Origin of the sequence: Hymenobacter nitidus, from assembly GCF_020447315.1 — a bacterium.
GTDB lineage: Bacteria > Bacteroidota > Bacteroidia > Cytophagales > Hymenobacteraceae > Hymenobacter > Hymenobacter nitidus.
In genome coordinates, this window is sequence record NZ_JAJADQ010000011.1 from 199,023 (window position 1) to 218,310 (window position 19,288).

Here is a 19,288-nt window from a genome sequence, read left to right on the forward strand (position 1 = left end):
CCCGCTCGATGCATTGAGCGGGCTTTTTTCATACAAGTGAGAACAAGCACCTGCTGCCAAAAACTAAAAACAAACAACAAACAACCAACTTACACCGCCGCCAGCTGGGCGTCAATGGCGCGCTGGTAGCAGGCTTCGTAGAGGGGCACGATATTTTCGACGGCAAATTCCTCGGCGCGGGCCCGGGCGGCTTCCTTGAAGCGGGTCAGGTTGTCGTCTTCCAGCACGTAGAGCGCATTTTTGACCATGTCTTCCACGTCGCCGATTTCACTGAGCATGCCCGTTGCGCCGTGCACGTTCAGCTCGGGAATACCGCCGGCGTTGGTGCTGATAACCGGCACTTCGCAGGCCATGGCTTCCAGAGCGGCTAGGCCGAAGCTTTCCTTTTCGGAGGGCATCAAAAACAGGTCGGCAATGCTGAGCACTTCTTCCACGGCTTCGAGCTTGCCCAGAAAGCGGATGTCGTTGCAGAAGCCAATGTCGCGGCACAGCTTCTCGATGCGGGGCCGGTCGGGCCCGTCGCCCACGAGCAGCAGCTTGGCCGGAATTTGCTTGCGCACCCCGGCGAAGATGTGTACTACATCGTCCACGCGCTTCACGGAGCGGAAGTTGGAAGTGTGCACCAGCAGCTTTTCGCCCTCGGGCGCAATGGCGGCCTTGAAATGGCCCTTGTTCTGCTTTTTGAACCGCTCCAGATTGATGAAGTTGGGAATCACCTCAATGTCTTTCTCAATGGCAAAGTACTCGTAGGTTTCCTTGCGCAAGTCAGCCGACACAGCCGTTACCCCGTCGCTCTGATTGATGCTGAAGGTAACGACGGGCTCGTAGCTGGCATCTTTGCCCACCAGGGTAATATCGGTGCCGTGCAGGGTGGTAATGACGGGAATGGTGATGCCCTTGGTGCGCAGAATCTGCTTGGCCATAAAGGCGGCAGAGGCGTGCGGAATGGCGTAGTGCACGTGCAGCACGTCGAGCTTTTCGTTCTGCACGATGTCGACCATCTTCGAAGCCAGAGCCAGCTCGTAGGGCGGAAACTGGAACAGCGGGTAGGGCGGAATATAGACCTCGTGGTAAAACAGGTTCTCGTTGAAGAAGTCGAGCCGCACGGGCTGGCTGTAGGTAATAAAGTGTACCCGGTGCCCTTTCAGGGCCAGGGCCTTGCCCAACTCGGTAGCTACTACGCCGGAGCCGCCGAACGTAGGGTAACAAACGATGCCAATATTCATAGGGGTGGGACGCAGCAGCGCGCAGCTCCAGCTACGGCTTTGGTGGTGGGGTATACCGAGAAAAAACGAGTTAGAACGGGGCGAAGGTAGTGGGTTCGGCGAAACGCGGAGCTGGAGCTGGGCGCAACAAAAAATTGGCGGCGAGCCATCTTGTTATAGATGCCTCACCGCCAATTGCGAGTCAGGGAAGATGAAGTGTCAGGCAACAAATCATGTCTTCTGTAAAGACTTGTAAATAACGTCGTGGATGCGTGTGCGGATGTTGTACTGGCGCAATTTGTTGTTGCCGCCGTCGGGGTACACCCGATTGGAAAGAAAGATGTAGAGGATTTTGTTTTCGGGGTCCATCCACACGCAGGTACCCGTGAAGCCTGTGTGGCCAAAGGTGCTGGCCGGCGACAGGTTGGAAGTAGGGCCCTCGGGCTTCTCGGGGTTGCCATGGTCCCAGCCCAGGCCGCGCTTGTTGCCCGCCACCTGCGACCGGGCAAACTCCGTGACGACGGGAGCCTGGAAGTAGCGCTGGCCGCCGTAACGGCCGTTCTGCAAATCCATCTGCATCAGGATGGCCAGGTCGTTGGCATTGGCAAACAGACCCGCATGGCCGGCCACCCCGCCCAGCAGAGCCGCGGCTTGGTCGTGCACGGTGCCCTGAAGCTGGGTTTTGCGGAAGTAGGTGTCGTTTTCGGTGGGCGCAATGCAGGATTTGGGGAAACGCTCCAGCGGGTTGTAGGTCATCGAGGCCAGGCCCAGCGGCTTGTAGAACGTGCGGGCCAGGAAGACGTCAATTGGCTCATTCAGCACCTTTTCGCTTAAGCGTTTCAGCACCATAAAGCTCAGGTCGCTGTACTCAATCGGGTACTTGCCCTTCACCTTGGGCAGCATGCTGCTGCGCACAATCCAGGTCCAGACGGAGTCGTCGACGGCCTTGGTGCTGAATGTGCCGGGGGCTACCTCGTTGGGAAAGTCGTCGGAGCGGGTACTGGCGTAGAATGTCGGCTTCAGTCCGGTCTTCGACACGGTTCGTTCCCAGGTCGGGATGCCCGGTTTGAGGCCCGCCTGGTGCAGCAGCACGTCGCGCACCGTCATGTCCTTCTTGTTCGAAGTCTTCAGCTCGGGCAGGTAATCGGCCACCTTAGCGTCGAGGTTGATTTTACCTTGGTCCTTCAGGTACATGACCGCCTGCAGCGTGCCGGCTACTTTCGTCACCGAGGCTAAGTCGTAGAGCGTGGTGTTTTCTACCGGCTGCGTTTTGTCGTAGGTGCAGTAGCCGTAGCTTTTATCGAATACCACTGCGCCATCCTTGGCCACCAGCACCTGGCAGCCAGGGGCCGCCGCATATGCCACCGACTCCAGCGCAATGTTGTCGATCTGGCTCAGTACTCTCGAATCCAGTCCCTGGCTTTCGGGAGTAGCGTAGCGCAGGCGGCGGAAGTCGGGCGTGGGCAGGCCCAGACCGGCTTTCAAAGCCGGCGACACGGTAACGGGCAGGCGGCCTTTGGCGGGCAAGGCGCCGAAGAGCACCTGCGGCACCACCAGCTGCGAGGGGTAGTTGTCTTCGTAACCGCACACCAGGTTGCGGGCTTCTTCCACGTACTTCAGCGCGTAGGCATTGCCCATCACTACTACTACCGTTTTCAGCTTGGGGTTGGCCTGCAATTCCTTCAGAAATTTCAGGGCTCCTTCGCCGATGCCGTAGTTGTGAGCCGGCGTATTGTTCATGCCGTGCAGGCTCACCACCACCACGTTGTAAGGCGTCAGGCGGGACTGAATGCGGGCGAAGGTCGAGTCGACGGCGTACCGGTTGGGCACCGAGTAGATAGCGCCGCCCTGGTACTTGTTCATGATGGTGCCGAAGGTGCTGCCCGTGCCGGTACCAATCGTGACGGTAGCAATACGCAGCGTGTCGAGGCGGTGGAAGGGCAGCAGGTCGTCCTCGTTTTTCACCACCGTCACGGCGTGCTCATAAATCTGCTGCTGCACGGTGCGGCTCAGCGGGCGGTTCAGGTTTTCCGTCAGGTTGGGCACGTCCACGGGCTGGTAGCGGTTCAGCCCGGCCCAGTACTTGGCCCGCAGAATCTTGCGGACCCGCTGGTCGATGTCTTCCTGGCTGATTTTGCCGGCCGCCACGTCCTCCCGGATGCGCTGCAGGGCCATGGGCACGTCTTCCGAAAACAGCAGCACGTCGTTGCCGGCCAGCAGCGCCAGGGCGTCCAGCTCACCGGGCTTATACAGGTTCGACACGCTCTTCATGTTGAGTGCATCGGTGAAAACCAAGCCTTTATAGGCCATCTTCTCCTTCAGCATCCCAGTCACCAGGTTGCGCGAGATAGTAGCCGATACCGACTGCACCGTATCGAACAGGGGCATGTAGAGGTGGCCGACCATCACGCCCATCACGCCGGCCTGGAACGCCTGCTGAAACGGGTAGAGGTCCACGTTGGTCAGGCGGGCCAGATCGGAGTTAATAACCGGCAAAGCCACGTGCGAGTCCACGTCGGTGTCGCCGTGGCCGGGAAAGTGCTTCACGACGGCCATAATGCCGTGGTCCTGCAACCCGCGGATGTAGGCCACGCCGCGCTTGGAAACTTGCTCCTTGTTTTCCCCGAACGAGCGGTTACCGATAACCGGGTTGTCGGGGTTAGAGTTGACGTCAATAACGGGCGAGAAGCTCACGTGCACGCCCAAGGTTTTGAGCTTGAGGGCAATTTCGCGGCCCATCTGGTACACGTACTGGTCGTCGTCCATGGCTCCCAGCGTCATCTGCTTGGCGAAGTGCATGGAGGAGTCCAGGCGCATGTCGAGGCCCCACTCGGCGTCCATGGCCACCAGCAGCGGCACTTTGGCCTGGGCCTGGTAGCGGTTGGTAAGCGTGGCCTGCCGCTTGGGGCCGCCCTGCAGGAACATCAGGCCGCCCACGCCATACACTTTCACCAGCTCGTCGATGCGCTGGGCGTGCTTCTTATCCTTGTTGGAGTAAGCCGCCACCATGAACAGCTGCCCCAGGCGCTGGTCGGGGGTGAGGGAGGCAAATACGCTGTCGACCCAGGATTGCTCGGCGGCCGAAATGGGCCGCACGTCCTTATTCTTGGGTGCCGACGACGAGATAATCAGCCCCGTAACAGCTAGTAGAACCAGTAAGAGGCTAATCCGAAATTCCTTGAGCATTGACTCCCGTGGTATCGTCGTAAAGTTGAATCTGAGCGGAAATAGCCCTACTTTTGTGCCCTGCTGAAAGGAAAATCGTGCCAGGGATTTGGCCGCTGTTGCCGGCCTCAAGCCCCCTGCTTTCTTTTCTTTAAACGCGCCAAAACGGAGAACCGTATGGCGTTGCGCACACAAAAGTTGGCCGCAAACTTACGGATAAATTCCCGAGGTCGGACGTTTTTCAACCCCGGGCCTGCGTAAGTAGCGTTGCTAACCAGTTCAGTATCACCTTCAGTTCCCGGTCGATGGCGGATGTAATTCAGTTGCTCCCCGAATACCTTGCCAACCAGATTGCGGCAGGGGAGGTGGTCCAGCGTCCGGCGTCGGTAGTGAAAGAGCTACTCGAAAACGCCGTCGACGCCAAGGCCACGCAGGTGCAGCTTATCGTGAAAGAAGCTGGCAAGCAGCTGGTGCAGGTCGTCGACAACGGTGCGGGCATGAGCCCCACCGATGCGCGCATGAGCCTAGAGCGCCACGCTACCAGCAAGATTCGCACCACCGAAGATTTATTCAAGATCCGGACCCTGGGCTTCCGCGGCGAGGCCCTGGCTTCCATTGCGGCCGTGGCCCAGGTAGAGCTGCGCACCAAGCAACGCGACCAGGATACGGGCACGCTCCTGCTGATCGAAGGCTCGCAGGTAATGAGCCAGCAGCCCGTGGCCTGCCCCGACGGCACCAGTATTGCGGTCAAGAACCTGTTCTACAACGTGCCGGCCCGGCGCAATTTTTTGAAAACCAATGCGGTGGAGATGCGCCACATTCTGGACGAGTTCCAGCACGTGGCTCTCTCCAACCCCCAGATTTCCTTCTCGCTCTACCAGAACGAGCTGGAGGTTTTCAACCTGCCCGCCGGCCGGCTCAGCCAGCGCATCGTGGCTTTGCTCGGCAACGGCTACAAGGAGCAGCTGGCCGCCTGCGAGGAAGTCACGCCCTTTATTTCGGTGAAAGGCTTTATCGGCAAGCCCGAGTCGGCCAAAAAAAGCCGGGGCGACCAGTTTTTCTTCGTCAACAACCGCTTCATCCGCTCGGCTTACCTCAACCACGCCGTGCTGGCCGCCTACGAAGGCCTTTTGCCCAAAGACACGCACCCGTTCTACGTGCTGTTCCTGGAGCTGGACCCCAAGGCCATCGACATCAACGTGCACCCGACCAAGACGGAAATCAAGTTCGAGGACGAGAAGACCGTGTACGCCATTGTGCGGGCCGCCGTGAAGCAGTCCTTGGGCATTCACAACATGGCCCCGTCCCTGGACTTTGAGGGCGACGTGAACTTCGCACCTATTCAGCCCCTGCGCGCCTCGCCCAACGCCAACCCCTTCGGCGACGACTACCGGCCCGACGCGTTGGCTTCGGCCGCGGCCCGGGCCGCGGCTCCCACGCCCAAGGAAGGCGCTAAGGGCGGCTCCACGGAACGCTCGTTGCCGCCGCGCCCCACCGAGCAGGCCAAGCGCGAGCTGGAAGCCTTCTATAAGTCATTGGGTCAGACCATCGTGCCCGATTTGCCGGAAGGCGACGCGGAGACCATCGAAAAGTTTGAAAAAGCTAGCTCGCCACTCGTGGTGCACAATCCGGTGCCGGCGGCAGAAGCGGCGCCGGAGCTGCCCCTGCCCGAGCAAACCGTGGGCCCCGGCAACCGCGTGGTGCAGATCAACCAGCAGTATCTGGTAGTGCCGGTGAAATCGGGCATGATGCTCATTGACCAGGTAGCGGCCCGGGAACGGATTCTCTACGAGCAGTACGCCCAAGCCCTGGAGCGGCAAAGCGGCAGCTCCCAGACCCTGCTGTTTCCGCGCACCGTCACGTTTTCGCCCCAGGACTTCGCCGTGCTGCGCGAAGTGACGCAGCCTCTGCACGACCTCGGGTTTCGCTTCAATGAGTTTGGGCCTAATACCATTGCTGTGGAAGGCATTCCGGCCGACGTGGCCAATCGTGACGAGCGGGAGCTGTTGGAAGGCCTGATTGAGCAGTTTCGGACGCACGCTGGCCCTGTGCGCCTCGACCGGCGCGAGCAGCTGGTGCGCGCCCTGGCCCGCCGCCTGGCAACCAACAGCGACCATGCGCGGTTATCGGATATGGAAATGACAGCCCTCGTCGACCGGCTCTTTGCGTGCTCGGTGCCCAGCTACACCCCCGACGGCCGCCGCACCCTGGTGCTGATGGAGCTTAACCAGCTGCAGGACCTTTTCCGTAAACCCTGATTTCGCCCTGAAACTCCCGGCATGTTCAACCTGACGCCCACGGTACGCATCCTGCTTTTTATCAACCTCGGTGTGTATCTGCTGCAGACGCAGCTGCCGCACCAGATGAATATGCTGGCTCTGTATCCGATTACCTCCCAATACTTTCAGCCCTGGCAGTTCGTGACCTATATGTTTATGCACGGCAGCATTATGCACCTGCTGTCGAACATGTTTGGTCTGGTTTCCTTCGGCCCGCTGCTGGAGCAGCGCTGGGGCGGCAACCGCTTCCTGACCTTCTGGATGATCTGCGGAATCGGGGCGGGCATACTGTATTCGGGCGTGCGCTATTACGAGTTGGACAAGATGCAGCACGATATTGAGGTGTTCAAGCAGAATCCCACCGATGTCAACCTGCTGGATTTCGTAGAAACCAACATGCCGGGCTACGAAGCGTCCTATCAGCCCATCGTGCGGCAGCTGCACGCTACCCCCGACGACCAGTCGCTGGTGCAGGGCGTGCTGACTTCTTTGGAATCGACCTACATGCGGAGCCTGAACTCGCCGATGGTAGGCGCCTCCGGGGCGCTGTTTGGGCTGCTGTTCGCCTTTGCCTTCCTGTTCCCGAACACGGAGCTCATGCTGCTCTTCTTTCCCTTTCCCATCAAGGCCAAGTATTTCGTGGGGCTTTATGCGCTGTATGAGCTCTACGCGGGCATTCATCGGGTGCCGGGCGACAATGTGGCGCACTTTGCCCACCTGGGCGGATTGTTGATTGGGTTTATTGTGTTAAAATTCTGGGAGCGGAGCCGCACCCGATTCTACTAGCTTAGCCCACCATGAGTATTGTCAACGATATCCGGACGGCCTTCAGTCGGCGCGACAACGCGTTGAATCAGCTGCTGCTGATCAACGTGCTGGTATTTGCCGTCCTGATCATCCTGAAGGCCATCCTGTTTCTTTTCGACGCCCAGCCCGCCTACAACGTCGTGATGCGCCAGCTGGCCATGCCTTCCGACCTGCCCAGCCTGCTGCGCCACCCCTGGACCATCCTGACCTATGCTTTCACCCACGAAGGCTTCTTGCACATCATCTTCAACCTGCTGAACCTGTACTGGTTTGGCATGCTGATTCGCGAATACCTTGGCAACCGCAAGCTGGTGAGCCTCTACATTCTCGGGGCACTGGTCGGGGCGGCCTTCTTTCTGCTGAGCTTCAACCTGCTGCCGGTTTTTCAGGCGCGGCTGGGTATTCCCATCGTAGGCGCTTCGGCTGCCGTTACGGCCATTATTGTGGCCGCCGCCACCTTGCTGCCCGACTACACCTTCAGCCTGATTCTGCTGGGGCCGGTGAAGATCAAATACATTGCCTTGGTGGTCGTGCTGGTTTCCCTAGCCGGCATCAACGGCGGCAACCCCGGCGGCGAAATAGCCCACCTGGGTGGGGCCCTCATCGGCTTCCTGTTCATCAAGCAGCTTCAGGCCGGCCGCGACCTGGGCCGCCCCGTGCAGGCCGTCGGCGACTTTGTGGCCAACATCGTCTCGGGCCGGCCGCGCATGAGCGTCACGCACCGCAGCCGCCCGGCCGAACCCGCCGCCACCAAGAAAAGCAACTTGGCCCGCCCCGAGCAGGAGGAAATCGACCTGATTCTGGACAAGATTTCCCGCTCCGGCTACGAAAGCCTGTCGAAGGAGGAAAAACAGAAGCTGTTCAAGGCCAGCCAGAAATAACCACTCGGCCATAGCCAGCCGCCTTCCAGAAAAAAGCCTCACCGATTTACTCCGGTGGGACCTTTCTATTTCCGCATATAATGTTGCCGCTGGCTGGGTGGCAGCCGCTCTACAGCGTAGCGCAACGCCGTGCGGGGCAACTGGCCGTGGTGGTCGGTGAGAAATTCCTCCAGGGCCTCTTCGTTGCGCTTGCCAACTTCGCGCAGCATCCACCCAGTGGCTTTGTGAATCAAATCGTGGGGATGGGAGAGAAGCTGCTCGGCCACGCCAAACGTATCCTGAAACTGGCCCTTGCGGATAAAGGCCAGCGTGGAAACGATGCTCATGCGCTGACTCCAAAGGTGGGGCTCGGCGGCCAGTTCGTAGAGCAGCGTGCGGTCCTTATCGAGCAGGTAGGTGCCTAGCAGCAGCGGGCAGGTAATATCTACTAAGTTCCAGTTATTGACGCGGCTCCGGTGGCGCAGATACGCCTCGTGAATGGCCTGCCGCTCCATGGGACCGGCTTTCTGGAACTGCAGCGTCCAGACGATGAGGGCTGTTTGCCGGTGCTCGTGCCAGGGGCTGGCCAGTAGTTTTTCGGTTTCCGGCCGCGGCAGCGCCCGGAAGTTGCGAGCTACCAGCCGCTGCTGGGGCAAGGTGAGGCCCAGAAACTGGTCCCCTTCGCCGTACTGGCCCGGGCCGGTCTTAAAAAAGCGCTGCAGCAGCAAGGCGCGCACCGGGTCGGCCAGAGTATCAATTGCTTGTTGGAGCTGGGCGGCGGTCATAAGCAGCAGGTGAACCGGGGCGAATATAAAAAAAGCGGCCGTTCTGCACTCGCAGAACGGCCGCTGGCACGAAGCTCAGGAAAGCTAAGCGTTGGCTTTGGTCATGTTGTCCAAGGCGTCCATTACTTCTTTCACGTGGCCGCGCGAGGTTTCCAGCATAGCCAGCTCCTCGTCGTTGAGCTGCAGCTCGATAACCTTCTCAATGCCGTTGCGGCCCAAGATAACCGGAGCACCCAGGTACACGCCATTGATGCCGTATTCGCCCTGGAGCTCGATGCACACGGGGAACACGCGGCGCTGGTCGCGCAGAATGGCCTCTACCATCTGGGCGGCGGCGGCACCGGGAGCATACCAGGCCGAAGTGCCCATGAGCTTCACCAGTTCGCCACCACCGACGGCAGTGCGCTGCACGATGGCGTCCAGCTCAGCCTTGCCGATCAGCTCGGTAACGGGAATGCCGCCCACGGTGGTGTAGCGGGGCAGGGGCACCATGGTGTCGCCGTGGCCACCCATCAGCACGGCCTGAATGTCTTTGGGGCTAACGTTGAGGGCCTCGGCCAGGAAAGCGCGGTAGCGGGCCGTATCCAGGATGCCAGCCATGCCAAACACCTTCTCGCGGGGCAGGCCCGAAGTGAGGTGCGCCTGATAGGTCATTACGTCCAGCGGGTTCGACACCACGATGATAATGGCGTTGGGCGAGTATTTCACTACCTGCTCGGTTACCGTTTTCACGATGCCGGCGTTGGTCGAAATCAGGTCGTCGCGGCTCATACCGGGCTTGCGGGGCAGGCCCGAGGTGATAACCACCACGTCGGAATTAGCCGTGCGGCTGTAATCGTTGGTAACGCCTACGGTGCGGGTGTCGTAGCCGATAACGGGGGCTTTTTGCCAGATATCCAAGGCTTTGCCTTCGGCGAAGCCTTCTTTAATGTCAACCAGAACAACTTCGTTGGCGATTTCGCGGGTGGCTAATACGTCGGCGCAAGTAGCGCCCACGTTGCCAGCCCCAACTACGGTAACTTTCATTGGGTGAGGGTTGGGTTGAGAATTTTATTCGCAGCCGTAAAAGTAAGCGAAAAGCCGTAGCGGCCTAGAACAAGTTACGGGAACGATACCGGAGGGCGTTGAAGGCTCAATGCGGCCGACGACTACATGCGGCGCACTGTGAGCACGCGCTGAGTTTCCTCGGTTATCTTGTACCGGTCGTCAGGGCGGAAACCGATAATCCAGGCGATTTTCTGGTCGGCAGTGACGAGCACGCGCACGTCTTCCTTCAGGTTGAGAGGCACTTTCTGGTCAATCAAAAAGTCGGAAAGCAGCTTTTTGCCTTTCATGCCGATGGGCATAAACCAGTCGCCTTCCTGCCAGCGGCGCACCGTGAGCGGAAACTGCAGCTTATCAGCATCCAGGGCAGCCACCGACTTGCTGCGGGAAATTTCGGCCCCGGTGTTGTCGCTCAGCTCGGCGCGCAGGTTCAGGCCTTCCGCTTTCAGCTCGGTCTGGCCGGCCTGCAGCTGGTAGGTACCGAACTGAGTTAGGCGTTTGGGCTTGACGACCAGCTGCTCCCGGTCTTTGACCAGCGTGTGCGTGGGCGACTCGAACCGCCGGCCCGACTCGGCCTTGAAAGCCGCCACGATGTCCTTGACCACCAGATACGAAAAGCCGAACGGCTTCAGCAGCTCGTGCAATACTAAGGTAGAGGCGGCGGTGCGCTGCAGGGTCGGGATGTTGAGGTAGGTTACCTCGGCTTCGTCGCGGCGCGCGGCGGCATTGGTGTCTTCCACGTAGCGGCGCACGATTTCCTCGGCCCCGCCCACCCGCTCGGCCGTGATTTGCAGGGTCTGGTCGAGGTTGGGGTTGATGTCGCGCAGCACGGGCAGCACGTCGTGGCGCAGGCGGTTGCGCTGGTAGAGGGTGCTGTCGTTGGAGGCATCTTCGCGCCAGGCCAGTCGGTTTTCCACCAGGTAGTCGTACAAATCCTCCTTGCCGATGCCGAGCAGCGGCCGAATGATGCGCCCGTTTTTGGCCCTGATGCCGTGCAGGCCGGCCAGACCGGTGCCGTGGGTGAGGTTGAGCAGCATGGTTTCGGCCGCGTCGCGCTGGTGGTGGGCCGTGGCAATGTAGTCGAGTTGCTGGGTCTGGCGGATGCGCTCAAACCAGGCGTAGCGCAAAGTGCGGGCCGCCATCTGGGTTGAAATTCCTTCCTGGGCGGCAAACTCTTTGGTTTGGAAGAACTCGGCGAAGTAGGGCACTTCGTACTTTTTAGCCAGCTTGCGCACGAATTCCTCGTCGGCATCGGCTTCCTCGCCGCGCAGGCCGAAGTGGCAGTGGGCAATGGCAAACTTCACTTCCAGGCGGTGCAGCACGTCGGCCAGCACCACCGAGTCCATCCCGCCGCTGACGGCTACCAGGATATAATCGGTAGCGGGGGAGAAAAGCTCCTGTTCTGTAATAAACTGACGGACACGCTCAAGCATAGAAAAACTGATTCGGGAAGGCAACAGTGGGCACTAGCCTGCAAAGATGGGCGTTACCAGCGGGCCTTCCGTACCTTTGCCCCGAAATGCGTTTTATAAAGTTACTTTTTCTGCTGTTGCTCGCCAGCGTGCCGCTGCTCAGCCAGGCCCAGCAGCGGCCCCGGCCCGCCGCGCCGCCCGCCGCCCAGCCTGCGCCACCCAAGGGGCAGCGCATCGAGCTGCTGCCCGGCACCCAGAAGCTGGTGGGCGGCACGTTCAACGGCGTGGAAATCCGCAAGCTGATTGGCAACGTGAGCTTTAAGCAGGGCACTACGCTGCTGTACTGCGACTCGGCCTATCAATACCTGGAGAAAAACGCACTGGAAGCCTTCAGCAACGTGCGCATCATCCAGAACGATACGGTAACTATTACGGGCGACCATGCCACCTACGACGGCGACACCCGCAAGGCCCGCATGACCGGCAACGTGGTGATGCGCGACCCGCGCATGACGCTGACCACCAACCTGCTGGACTACGACCTGAATAAAAACCTGGCTTACTACAGCACCGGCGGGCACCTCGTAGACCCCGAAAACACGCTCGACAGTCAGTTTGGATACTATAACACCACCTCCAAGGTGTTCAGCTTCAAGCGCAACGTGAAGCTGGTGACCAAGGAAAACAACATCGACACCGATACGCTCCAGTATAATACGGTGTCGAAGATTGCCTACTTCTTCGGACCCACGCGCATCACGGGCAAGCAGGGCAATTTGTACGCCGAAAACGGCACCTACAACACCCGCACCAAGGTTTCCAACTTCCAGCGCAACGCCCGCATTGAAACCCCGAACTACCTGCTCGGCGGCGACAAGCTGATCTACGACGAAGCCCGGCAGTACGGCGTAGCCACCGGCCACGTGTCGATGACCTCGAAGAAGGATAACATCGTGCTGCGCGGCGACGTGGGCCGCTACTGGCGCGGCACCGGGCGGGCCAAGGTGTACGGTGGCAGCCCGGTGATGCGCAACATTTCCGACAACGACACGCTCTACTTGGCCGCCGATACGCTGGTGAGCGTGGAAGGCCGCCCGCCCAAAAACGAGGCGGGCGTGCTGTATGCCTACCCTAAGGTGAAGATCTTCCGCACCGATCTGCAGGGCCGCTGCGACTCGCTGACCTACGACCGGCAGGACTCGATTATCTACCTGAACAAGCGGCCGGTGCTGTGGACGGACCAGAACCAGCTGACGGCCGATAGCATGGAAATCCGGCAGCGGCGCAAGAAAATCGACCAGATGCGTCTGTACGCCAACTCGTTTATCATCGGCCAGGATACCATTCGCAACTATAACCAGGTGAAGGGGCGCAATATGATTGCCTACTTCGTCAATAACAAAATAAAAAAAGTGGACGTGCTTGGCAACGCCGAGAGCATCTACTATGCTCTTGAGGGAGACACCGCCGTTACCGGCGTCAACAAGGCCCTGAGTGCCAACATGGCCCTGCGCTTTGCCGACAACAAGCTCCAGACCATCACCTTTTTGACTAACCCCGACGCCAGCTTTATTCCGCCCCATGAGCTAAAAGCGGAAGACGAAAAGCTGAAAGGCTTTACCTGGCGGGCGTCGGAACGCCCGACGCGCCGCTTGGTGTTAGGTAAGCACTTTGCCCTACCGGTGAAAGCCAAGCCTAAAACCGCCACGAAAGCCAGAGCCAAACCGGCGGCTAAGCCAAAAGCGGCACCTAGTAAGTCAGTGCCGGCCAAGCCGGCCGTAAAACCTGTTTCCCAACCGAAAGCGCCCATAACGCGCGCCTCGAAGTAAGCCCGCCGGGCCCACCTTTGATTCGGCCCCGTAATCCGTTACCTTTGCCCCCCTTATGCTGTCTTTCCGTCCTGCCTTCTTTGTTCTGTTAGTGAGTACGTTGCTGCTTGGCTCGTGCTCCGGCTACCAAAAGCTGCTCAAGAGCGGCGACGTCAACAAGAAGTACGAGGCCGCCGTGCAGTACTACGAGAAAGGCGACTTTTTCAAGGCCGGCACTTTGCTGGAAGACCTGATTCCGCTGCTGAAAGGCCGTCCGGAGGCTGAAAAGGCCCAGTTCTACTTCGCCAATACCAACTACAAGCAGCGCAACTACGTGCTGAGTGCCTACTACTTCAAGTCGTTTTCGGATACCTACCCGAACTCGACGTATGCCGAGGAGGCCAACTTTCTGCACGCCAAATCCCTGTTCCGCGACTCTCCTGAGTTCGAGCTGGATCAGACCAACACGTTTTCAGCCCTGGAGTCCATCCAGGAGTTTCTGAACCGGTACCCGACCAGCCAGTTCCGGCCCGAGGCCGAAAATATGTCGCAGGAGCTGCAGAAAAAGCTGGAAAATAAAGCCTTTCAAAGCGCCAAGCTCTACTACAACGTGCGTTACTACCAGGCCGCCGTTACGGCCTTCGGCTCGTTTCAGCAGCAGTATCCGGCCTCGGCCTTCAACGAGGAAGCATCGTTCCTGAAGCTCAACGCCCAGCACGACCTGGCCAAGGAAAGTGTGGTGGAAAAGCAGCGGGAGCGGTATCTGGAAGTGCTGTCGTTCTACCAGCAGTTCATCGACAACTACCCACAGAGCCGCAACCTGAAGGACGCTGAGGTGATGTACACCAATGCCCGCGAGCAAATTGCCAAGCTTAAGCCGGCCGATACGGCCGCGAAATAATTTACAATGTGTAAAATGTGTTTTCAATGTGCTTAATGTGAACACAAGCGGGAAGCCCAAAGAGTAACTCCTGACTTCATGTCCCACATTTCTCACATCTTTCACATTCCATACATTCTCTCTTTGCACATTAAATAGCCTCCATCATATGAAAACTCCGAACAACGTCTCTGCTTCCATCGTGACCCGCAACATGTCGGACTTCACCCACGAAACCGGCAACGTGTACGAGTCAATTGCCATCATCTCGAAGCGCGCCAACCAGATTTCGGTGAAGCTGAAGGAAGAGCTGAACGGCAAGCTGGCCGAGTTTGCTACCACGGTCGACAACCTGGAGGAAGTATTCGAAAACCGCGAGCAAATCGAGATTTCCAAGCACTACGAGCGTTTGCCTAAGCCGACCAACCTCGCCATTGAGGAGTTCCTGGAAGGCAAAGTAACGTTCCGTACGCTCGAGGAAGAGGCACTGCCCATCGTGGCTCGTCCTACCGAATAAGTAGCCGGTTCGGGCAATGCCGCTGCAAGGCCGCAAGATCATTCTGGGCGTGTGCGGCAGCATTGCCGCCTACAAATCTGCCATGCTGGTGCGGCTGCTGATAAAGGCCGGGGCTGAGGTGCAAGTCATTCTGACGGCCTCGGCCTCGGCCTTTGTCACGCCCCTCACGCTGGGCACGCTCTCCAAAAAGCCGGTGCTCACCAGCTTCCTGCGCGACGAAGCTGCCGGCCAGTGGCACAACCACGTGGACCTGGGGCTCTGGGCCGATGCGCTGGTTATAGCCCCGGCCAGCGCCAACACCGTGGCCCAGCTGGCCAACGGGCACTGCCCCAACCTGCTGGCGGCCGTGTATCTGTCGGCCCGCTGCCCGGTGTTTCTGGCCCCGGCCATGGACCTGGATATGTACGTGCACCCGGCCGTGACGCACAACTTTGAGCGGCTGCGCAGCTTCGGCAACCACGTGCTGGAGTCGCCGGTGGGGGAGCTGGCCAGCGGGCTTTCCGGCCCGGGCCGCATGCTGGAGCCCGAGGACATTGTGAAAGAGCTGGAGCAGTTTTTTGTCAGTCAACAGTGAGTGTCATGCTGAGCGAAGGTTCGGCATGACGTTCTTTTTTATCCTTCTACCTGCATTTATGCGCGTCCTCATTACTGCCGGGCCGACCTACGAGCCGATTGACCCGGTTCGGTTTATCGGCAACCACAGCACCGGCAAGATGGGCTACGCGCTGGCCGAGGTATTTGCCGAAAGCGGCGCCCAGGTTACGCTCATCAGCGGGCCAACCAACCTGCCCGACCCCGGCAATAAGCTGATTGCAACAACCCGGGTGGAAACGGCCACGCAGATGTATGCCGCCGCCGCCGCTGCCGCGCCCGAAGCCGATATTTGGGTGTTTGCCGCTGCCGTGGCCGATTACCGCCCGCGTGCCGTGGCCCAGCAAAAGATTAAGAAGGACGGCGACACGCTGACGCTGGAGTTGGTCAAGAACGTGGATATTGCCGGCACGCTGGGTCAAATCAAGCGGGCTGAACAATTTTCGGTGGGTTTTGCGTTAGAAACCAATGATGAGGAAGCCCATGCCCAGGGCAAGCTGCGGCGCAAGAATTTCGATTTGATTGTGCTCAACTCCCTGCGCGACCCGGGCGCGGGCTTCCGCCACGATACCAATAAAGTGACGCTGCTGGACGCGGCCGGGCAAAAGACTATCTTTGAGTTGAAGCCCAAAGCCGCCGTGGCCCACGATATTGTCCGAACCGTTTTTGCCTGCCTTTCCTTTCGCAATGCGTAAAATTCTCATTCCGCTGCTGTTTGTGCTAATGCTGCTGGCTTCCCGGGCCGGGCAGGCCCAGGAACTCCAGGCCGAAGTGCAGGTAACCACGGAAAACGTGACAATTTCCGACCCGCAGCTGGTGCAGCAATTGCGAAACGACATGCAGTCGTTTTTGAATACCCGCTCCTGGACCAACCAAACATACCGGCCCGAGGAGCGGATTCGCTGCCGCTTTTTCGTGGGCATCACCAATATTCCGCAGTCGGGCACTTACCTGGCAACGGTGCGTATCGTGTCGTCGCGGCCCGTATATGGCACCGGCTACGAAACCAATCTGCTGTCCTTTGCCGACCGGGGTTGGGTGTTCAACTACTCGCCCCAGAACCCGATTGACTACTCGGAGAATACTTTCGTGTCCAATCTGTCGTCGCTGCTGAGCTTCTACGCCTACATCATCATCGGCATGGACCAGGACAGCTTCTCCAAGCTCGGCGGCTCGCCCTACTACGACCGGGCCCGCAATATTCTCAACAACGCGGCCAACCAGAGCGTAACCAACGAAACCGACCCGGCCTGGCAGGATGGGGAGTCGCGCAACCGCTACTGGCTGCTCAATAACCTGCAGGACCCGCAGCTGGAGGCCATGCGCACGGGCATCTACGCCTACTACCGCCAGGGCCTCGATATCTTTATTCAGAAGCCCGAAGAAGCCCGCACCAGCCTGTTTACGGCCCTGCAGGGCGTGCAGGCGGCCGCCATTCGCCGACCTGGCACGCTGCTGGCCCGCGCCTTCTTCGATACCAAGTCGGATGAAATATCCAACATCTTCCGCACTGCCCAAGACCAGCAGCAGAAGCAGCAGGTGGTAACGATGCTCTCGGAAGTGGACCCTACCAACTCGGCCAAGTACCAGACGATTTTGCGCCAACCCTGAGCGTTGTCGTTGCAGCCTAACAAAAAGCCCTGTTCGACTCCCCGGACGGGGCTTTTTGATGGAGAACAGCGCCGGGTATAGGCCACCACGAGTTTATGGCACCGTGGATTACTGCTGCCTTCCTCATGTCCAGAATGAGTGGTCACCACCTGAGCCGGGATGAAAGGCGTGGAGTAAATAGCAGTATAGACAGCTGACTTTTAAATGCTCAATAAACTTGCTTACGTCATATTTTATCAGAATAATATCCGACCTTTATCCTGCCGGACAGGTGCCCGGTAGTTTTTACTTTAGTCCTGTTGCATGATGAACCTGTACTTCTTTAAGCGGTTTGCCCGCCATCTTACCGCGCCGCTGGGTGGACTGGCCCTGCTGCTGGCGTCGGCCGGCGCGGCTCAGGCCCAAACTCCCGCTACTTTCGCCCCGCTAACTACCTACGCTACCGGCGGGAGCATCAGCCTGCGCGTCGTGACGGGCGACCTGAACGCCGACGGCCGCCTGGACGCCGTAACGGCCAACATCACGTCCAACAACGTGAGCGTGTTTCTCAACAGTGGCAACGGGACCTTCGCAGCAGCCACCCGTTACAATGTGGCTCCGGGAGGCGTGCAGACTCAGGGGGTAACCCTGGGCGACGTCAACGCCGATGGGCGGCTCGACATCGTAACCGCCAACAACGGCAACAATACCATTGGGGTGCTGCTGAACCAGGGAGCCGGAATCTTCGGAACGGTTCTTTCCTATGCCACCGGTACCAACACCGCTCCCCGGAACGTGGCGCTCAGCGACGTGAACGGGGATGGAGTGCTGGATGCCGTGACCGGCAACAGCGGTACGGCCACGACCTCCGTGCTACTGGGCCTGGGAGGTGGAGCCTTTGGAGCGCCTACGTCCTACGCTACCTCCGGCCTTGGCTTCGACGTGGCTCTGGGTGACGTAACGGCCGACGGCCGGCTGGATATTGTAACTGCCAACTACGCTACCAACTCCGTAAACGTGCTGCCCGGGCTAGCCGGGGGCACGTTCGGCACGTTCGTGAACTATGCTACCGGAGTGAATTCCCAAACTGTGGGCCTGCGGCTGGGCGATGTGAATACCGATGGCCGGCTGGACGTGGTAGCCAGCAATCAGAACAGTACGATATCCGTGCTGCTGGGTCAAGCTGGAGGTACCCTGGCTACCACCAACTACTCCACCGGGGCAATCACCGGTGCCTATGCTGTTGGTATTGGGGATGTGAACGGCGACGGCCTGCCCGACTTGGTGCCGGGCAATTTTTCGAATAACCTAATCGGCGTATTGCTGGGACAAGCCAGCGGCTTCGGAGCCGTAACGACTTATAATGGTGGTAACGGTGCACAGGGCGTTGCGCTGGCCGACGTGAATGCCGACGGCAAGCTTGATGTGCTGACGGCCAACCGCAACGACAATACGCTCGGTGTTCTATTGAACTCAACCAACTTCGTGGTCCCCACGCTGACCAGCGTAAGCCCGACCAATGGCCCGGTCGGCACGAGCGTTACGCTCACCGGGGCCAGCCTGACGGGCGCTACCGGCGTGAGCTTCAACGGCACGGCGGCGGCCACCTTTGCGGTAGTTAATGCTACTACTATTACGGCTACCGTGCCCCCGGGCGCTACTACCGGCAATATTACGGTGACCACCAGCGCCGGAACCAGCAATGGCGTGGCCTTCGCCGTGAACCCTACGGTGGCTATCAGCAGCACGGCCGGCGCCTCGGGTGGCACGACCAGCACGGCGGTCATTCCTTTCGTGGCTACCTTCTCGCAGAGCGTAACCGGCTTTGTGGCCGGCGACATTACCGTCGTCAACGGCTCCGTACTCAACCTAAGCGGCTCGGGCACTACGTACTCGTTTACCGTTGCCGTCACCACGCCTGGCTCGCCCACCACGGTAGGCATTGCGGCCAACGTGGCCCAGACCAGCGCCGGTACCGGCAACGTAGCTTCCGCTACCTATAGCCTGCAGTACAATGCGCCGGTTACCAGCACCGTCTGGACAGGCAGCGTTTCGACCGACTGGTTTACGGCCGCTAACTGGACCGACGGCGTGCCTACCAGTTCCCTGGATGCCACCATTCCGGCCGGTGCTCCCCGCTATCCTGTACTGACCACCAGCACGGCTAACGTGAAAGACCTGATTCTAAAAGCCAACGCCTCGCTCACTCAGAGCGGTGGTACGCTGGCCGTGGCAGGGCAGGGCTTTGCTATTGATGGCACCTTTAGCGCCACCGGCGGCCTGCTGAGCCTAGCTGGCAGCAGCGAGCAGCGCCTGGGTGGCACCCGGGCCACCTTCTGGGACCT

At 59.5% G+C, this 19,288-nt stretch carries 15 protein-coding genes; 10 read left to right on the forward strand and 5 right to left on the reverse strand.

Annotation, left to right across the window (positions count from 1 at the left end):
* Nucleotides 1-89 precede the first annotated feature (89 nt).
* Together bshA and LGH70_RS19380 are read right to left on the reverse strand one after the other, a co-directional pair.
* Nucleotides 90-1,226 carry an N-acetyl-alpha-D-glucosaminyl L-malate synthase BshA gene (gene bshA, locus LGH70_RS19375; RefSeq protein ID WP_226189119.1) on the reverse strand — a complete coding sequence of 379 codons (1,137 nt, stop codon included), beginning with the start codon at nucleotides 1,224-1,226 and terminating at the stop codon, nucleotides 90-92.
* Nucleotides 1,227-1,436: 210 nt separating this feature from the next.
* A complete protein-coding gene (locus LGH70_RS19380) occupies nucleotides 1,437-4,391 on the reverse strand; it encodes a serine hydrolase domain-containing protein (RefSeq protein WP_226189121.1) in 2,955 nt (984 codons plus the stop codon).
* Between the two features lie 284 nt (nucleotides 4,392-4,675).
* On the opposite strand from LGH70_RS19380, the gene mutL reads away from it, so the two are divergent.
* Genes mutL through LGH70_RS19395 form a run of 3 tightly spaced genes read left to right on the forward strand, consistent with a single transcriptional unit; the run spans nucleotide 4,676 to nucleotide 8,337 of the window.
* Nucleotides 4,676-6,628, forward strand: a complete 1,953-nt coding sequence (gene mutL, locus LGH70_RS19385; RefSeq protein ID WP_226189123.1) for a DNA mismatch repair endonuclease MutL — start codon at nucleotides 4,676-4,678, stop codon at nucleotides 6,626-6,628.
* Between the two features lie 21 nt (nucleotides 6,629-6,649).
* Nucleotides 6,650-7,435: a rhomboid family intramembrane serine protease gene (locus LGH70_RS19390; RefSeq protein WP_226189125.1), complete on the forward strand. Its 786-nt coding sequence runs from the start codon at nucleotides 6,650-6,652 to the stop codon at nucleotides 7,433-7,435.
* A gap of 11 nt (nucleotides 7,436-7,446) precedes the next feature.
* Nucleotides 7,447-8,337, forward strand: a complete 891-nt coding sequence (locus LGH70_RS19395; protein WP_226189127.1) for a rhomboid family intramembrane serine protease — start codon at nucleotides 7,447-7,449, stop codon at nucleotides 8,335-8,337.
* Between the two features lie 65 nt (nucleotides 8,338-8,402).
* On the opposite strand, the gene LGH70_RS19400 is transcribed toward LGH70_RS19395, so the two are convergent.
* From LGH70_RS19400 to tilS, 3 genes are all read right to left on the reverse strand, one after another.
* On the reverse strand, nucleotides 8,403-9,101 hold the full coding sequence (locus tag LGH70_RS19400; RefSeq protein WP_226189130.1) for a DNA alkylation repair protein: 699 nt from the start codon (nucleotides 9,099-9,101) through the stop codon (nucleotides 8,403-8,405).
* Nucleotides 9,102-9,185: 84 nt separating this feature from the next.
* Nucleotides 9,186-10,127, reverse strand: coding sequence for a malate dehydrogenase (mdh, locus tag LGH70_RS19405; protein ID WP_226189133.1), 942 nt, complete (start codon nucleotides 10,125-10,127; stop codon nucleotides 9,186-9,188).
* Between the two features lie 122 nt (nucleotides 10,128-10,249).
* Nucleotides 10,250-11,578: a tRNA lysidine(34) synthetase TilS gene (gene tilS / locus LGH70_RS19410; protein WP_226189136.1), complete on the reverse strand. Its 1,329-nt coding sequence runs from the start codon at nucleotides 11,576-11,578 to the stop codon at nucleotides 10,250-10,252.
* An 86-nt stretch (nucleotides 11,579-11,664) separates the two neighbouring features.
* Between tilS and LGH70_RS19415 the strand changes: the two genes are divergently transcribed.
* The 7 genes from LGH70_RS19415 to LGH70_RS19445 all read left to right on the forward strand — a co-directional run.
* The gene (locus LGH70_RS19415) at nucleotides 11,665-13,386 is read left to right on the forward strand and encodes an OstA-like protein (protein ID WP_226189139.1); all 1,722 of its coding nucleotides are present in this window, start codon (nucleotides 11,665-11,667) and stop codon (nucleotides 13,384-13,386) included.
* Nucleotides 13,387-13,441: 55 nt separating this feature from the next.
* Nucleotides 13,442-14,266, forward strand: coding sequence for an outer membrane protein assembly factor BamD (locus tag LGH70_RS19420; protein ID WP_226189142.1), 825 nt, complete (start codon nucleotides 13,442-13,444; stop codon nucleotides 14,264-14,266).
* 148 nt (nucleotides 14,267-14,414) lie between these two features.
* Complete coding sequence (locus LGH70_RS19425; RefSeq protein WP_226189145.1) at nucleotides 14,415-14,762, forward strand: DNA-directed RNA polymerase subunit omega; 348 nt, start codon at nucleotides 14,415-14,417, stop codon at nucleotides 14,760-14,762.
* Nucleotides 14,763-14,778: 16 nt separating this feature from the next.
* On the forward strand, nucleotides 14,779-15,336 hold the full coding sequence (locus LGH70_RS19430; protein WP_226189148.1) for a flavoprotein: 558 nt from the start codon (nucleotides 14,779-14,781) through the stop codon (nucleotides 15,334-15,336).
* A 58-nt stretch (nucleotides 15,337-15,394) separates the two neighbouring features.
* Entirely contained in the window at nucleotides 15,395-16,048 is a 654-nt protein-coding gene (locus tag LGH70_RS19435; protein ID WP_226189150.1) for a phosphopantothenoylcysteine decarboxylase, read from the forward strand.
* Complete coding sequence (gene porD / locus LGH70_RS19440; protein ID WP_226189153.1) at nucleotides 16,041-16,964, forward strand: type IX secretion system protein PorD; 924 nt, start codon at nucleotides 16,041-16,043, stop codon at nucleotides 16,962-16,964. The genes LGH70_RS19435 and porD overlap by 8 nt, the downstream gene beginning before the upstream one ends.
* 303 nt (nucleotides 16,965-17,267) lie before the next feature.
* Nucleotides 17,268-19,288, forward strand: a 2,021-nt coding sequence (locus LGH70_RS19445; RefSeq protein ID WP_226189155.1) for a beta strand repeat-containing protein, incomplete at its 3' end; no start/stop codon positions are given.

What these genes read in the sequence shown, in the direction of transcription:
- LGH70_RS19425 (WP_226189145.1), top strand. Translation starts at nt 14,415, where the DNA reads ATGAAAACTCCGAACAACGTCTCTGCTTCCATCGTGACCCGCAACATG.
- LGH70_RS19430 (WP_226189148.1), top strand. Translation starts at nt 14,779, where the DNA reads ATGCCGCTGCAAGGCCGCAAGATCATTCTGGGCGTGTGCGGCAGCATT.
- LGH70_RS19390 (WP_226189125.1), top strand. Translation starts at nt 6,650, where the DNA reads ATGTTCAACCTGACGCCCACGGTACGCATCCTGCTTTTTATCAACCTC.
- LGH70_RS19395 (WP_226189127.1), top strand. Translation starts at nt 7,447, where the DNA reads ATGAGTATTGTCAACGATATCCGGACGGCCTTCAGTCGGCGCGACAAC.
- tilS (WP_226189136.1), bottom strand. Translation starts at nt 11,578, where the DNA reads ATGCTTGAGCGTGTCCGTCAGTTTATTACAGAACAGGAGCTTTTCTCC.
- LGH70_RS19420 (WP_226189142.1), top strand. Translation starts at nt 13,442, where the DNA reads ATGCTGTCTTTCCGTCCTGCCTTCTTTGTTCTGTTAGTGAGTACGTTG.
- LGH70_RS19435 (WP_226189150.1), top strand. Translation starts at nt 15,395, where the DNA reads ATGCGCGTCCTCATTACTGCCGGGCCGACCTACGAGCCGATTGACCCG.
- LGH70_RS19400 (WP_226189130.1), bottom strand. Translation starts at nt 9,101, where the DNA reads ATGACCGCCGCCCAGCTCCAACAAGCAATTGATACTCTGGCCGACCCG.
- LGH70_RS19415 (WP_226189139.1), top strand. Translation starts at nt 11,665, where the DNA reads ATGCGTTTTATAAAGTTACTTTTTCTGCTGTTGCTCGCCAGCGTGCCG.
- mutL (WP_226189123.1), top strand. Translation starts at nt 4,676, where the DNA reads ATGGCGGATGTAATTCAGTTGCTCCCCGAATACCTTGCCAACCAGATT.
- mdh (WP_226189133.1), bottom strand. Translation starts at nt 10,127, where the DNA reads ATGAAAGTTACCGTAGTTGGGGCTGGCAACGTGGGCGCTACTTGCGCC.
- bshA (WP_226189119.1), bottom strand. Translation starts at nt 1,226, where the DNA reads ATGAATATTGGCATCGTTTGTTACCCTACGTTCGGCGGCTCCGGCGTA.
- porD (WP_226189153.1), top strand. Translation starts at nt 16,041, where the DNA reads ATGCGTAAAATTCTCATTCCGCTGCTGTTTGTGCTAATGCTGCTGGCT.
- LGH70_RS19380 (WP_226189121.1), bottom strand. Translation starts at nt 4,391, where the DNA reads ATGCTCAAGGAATTTCGGATTAGCCTCTTACTGGTTCTACTAGCTGTT.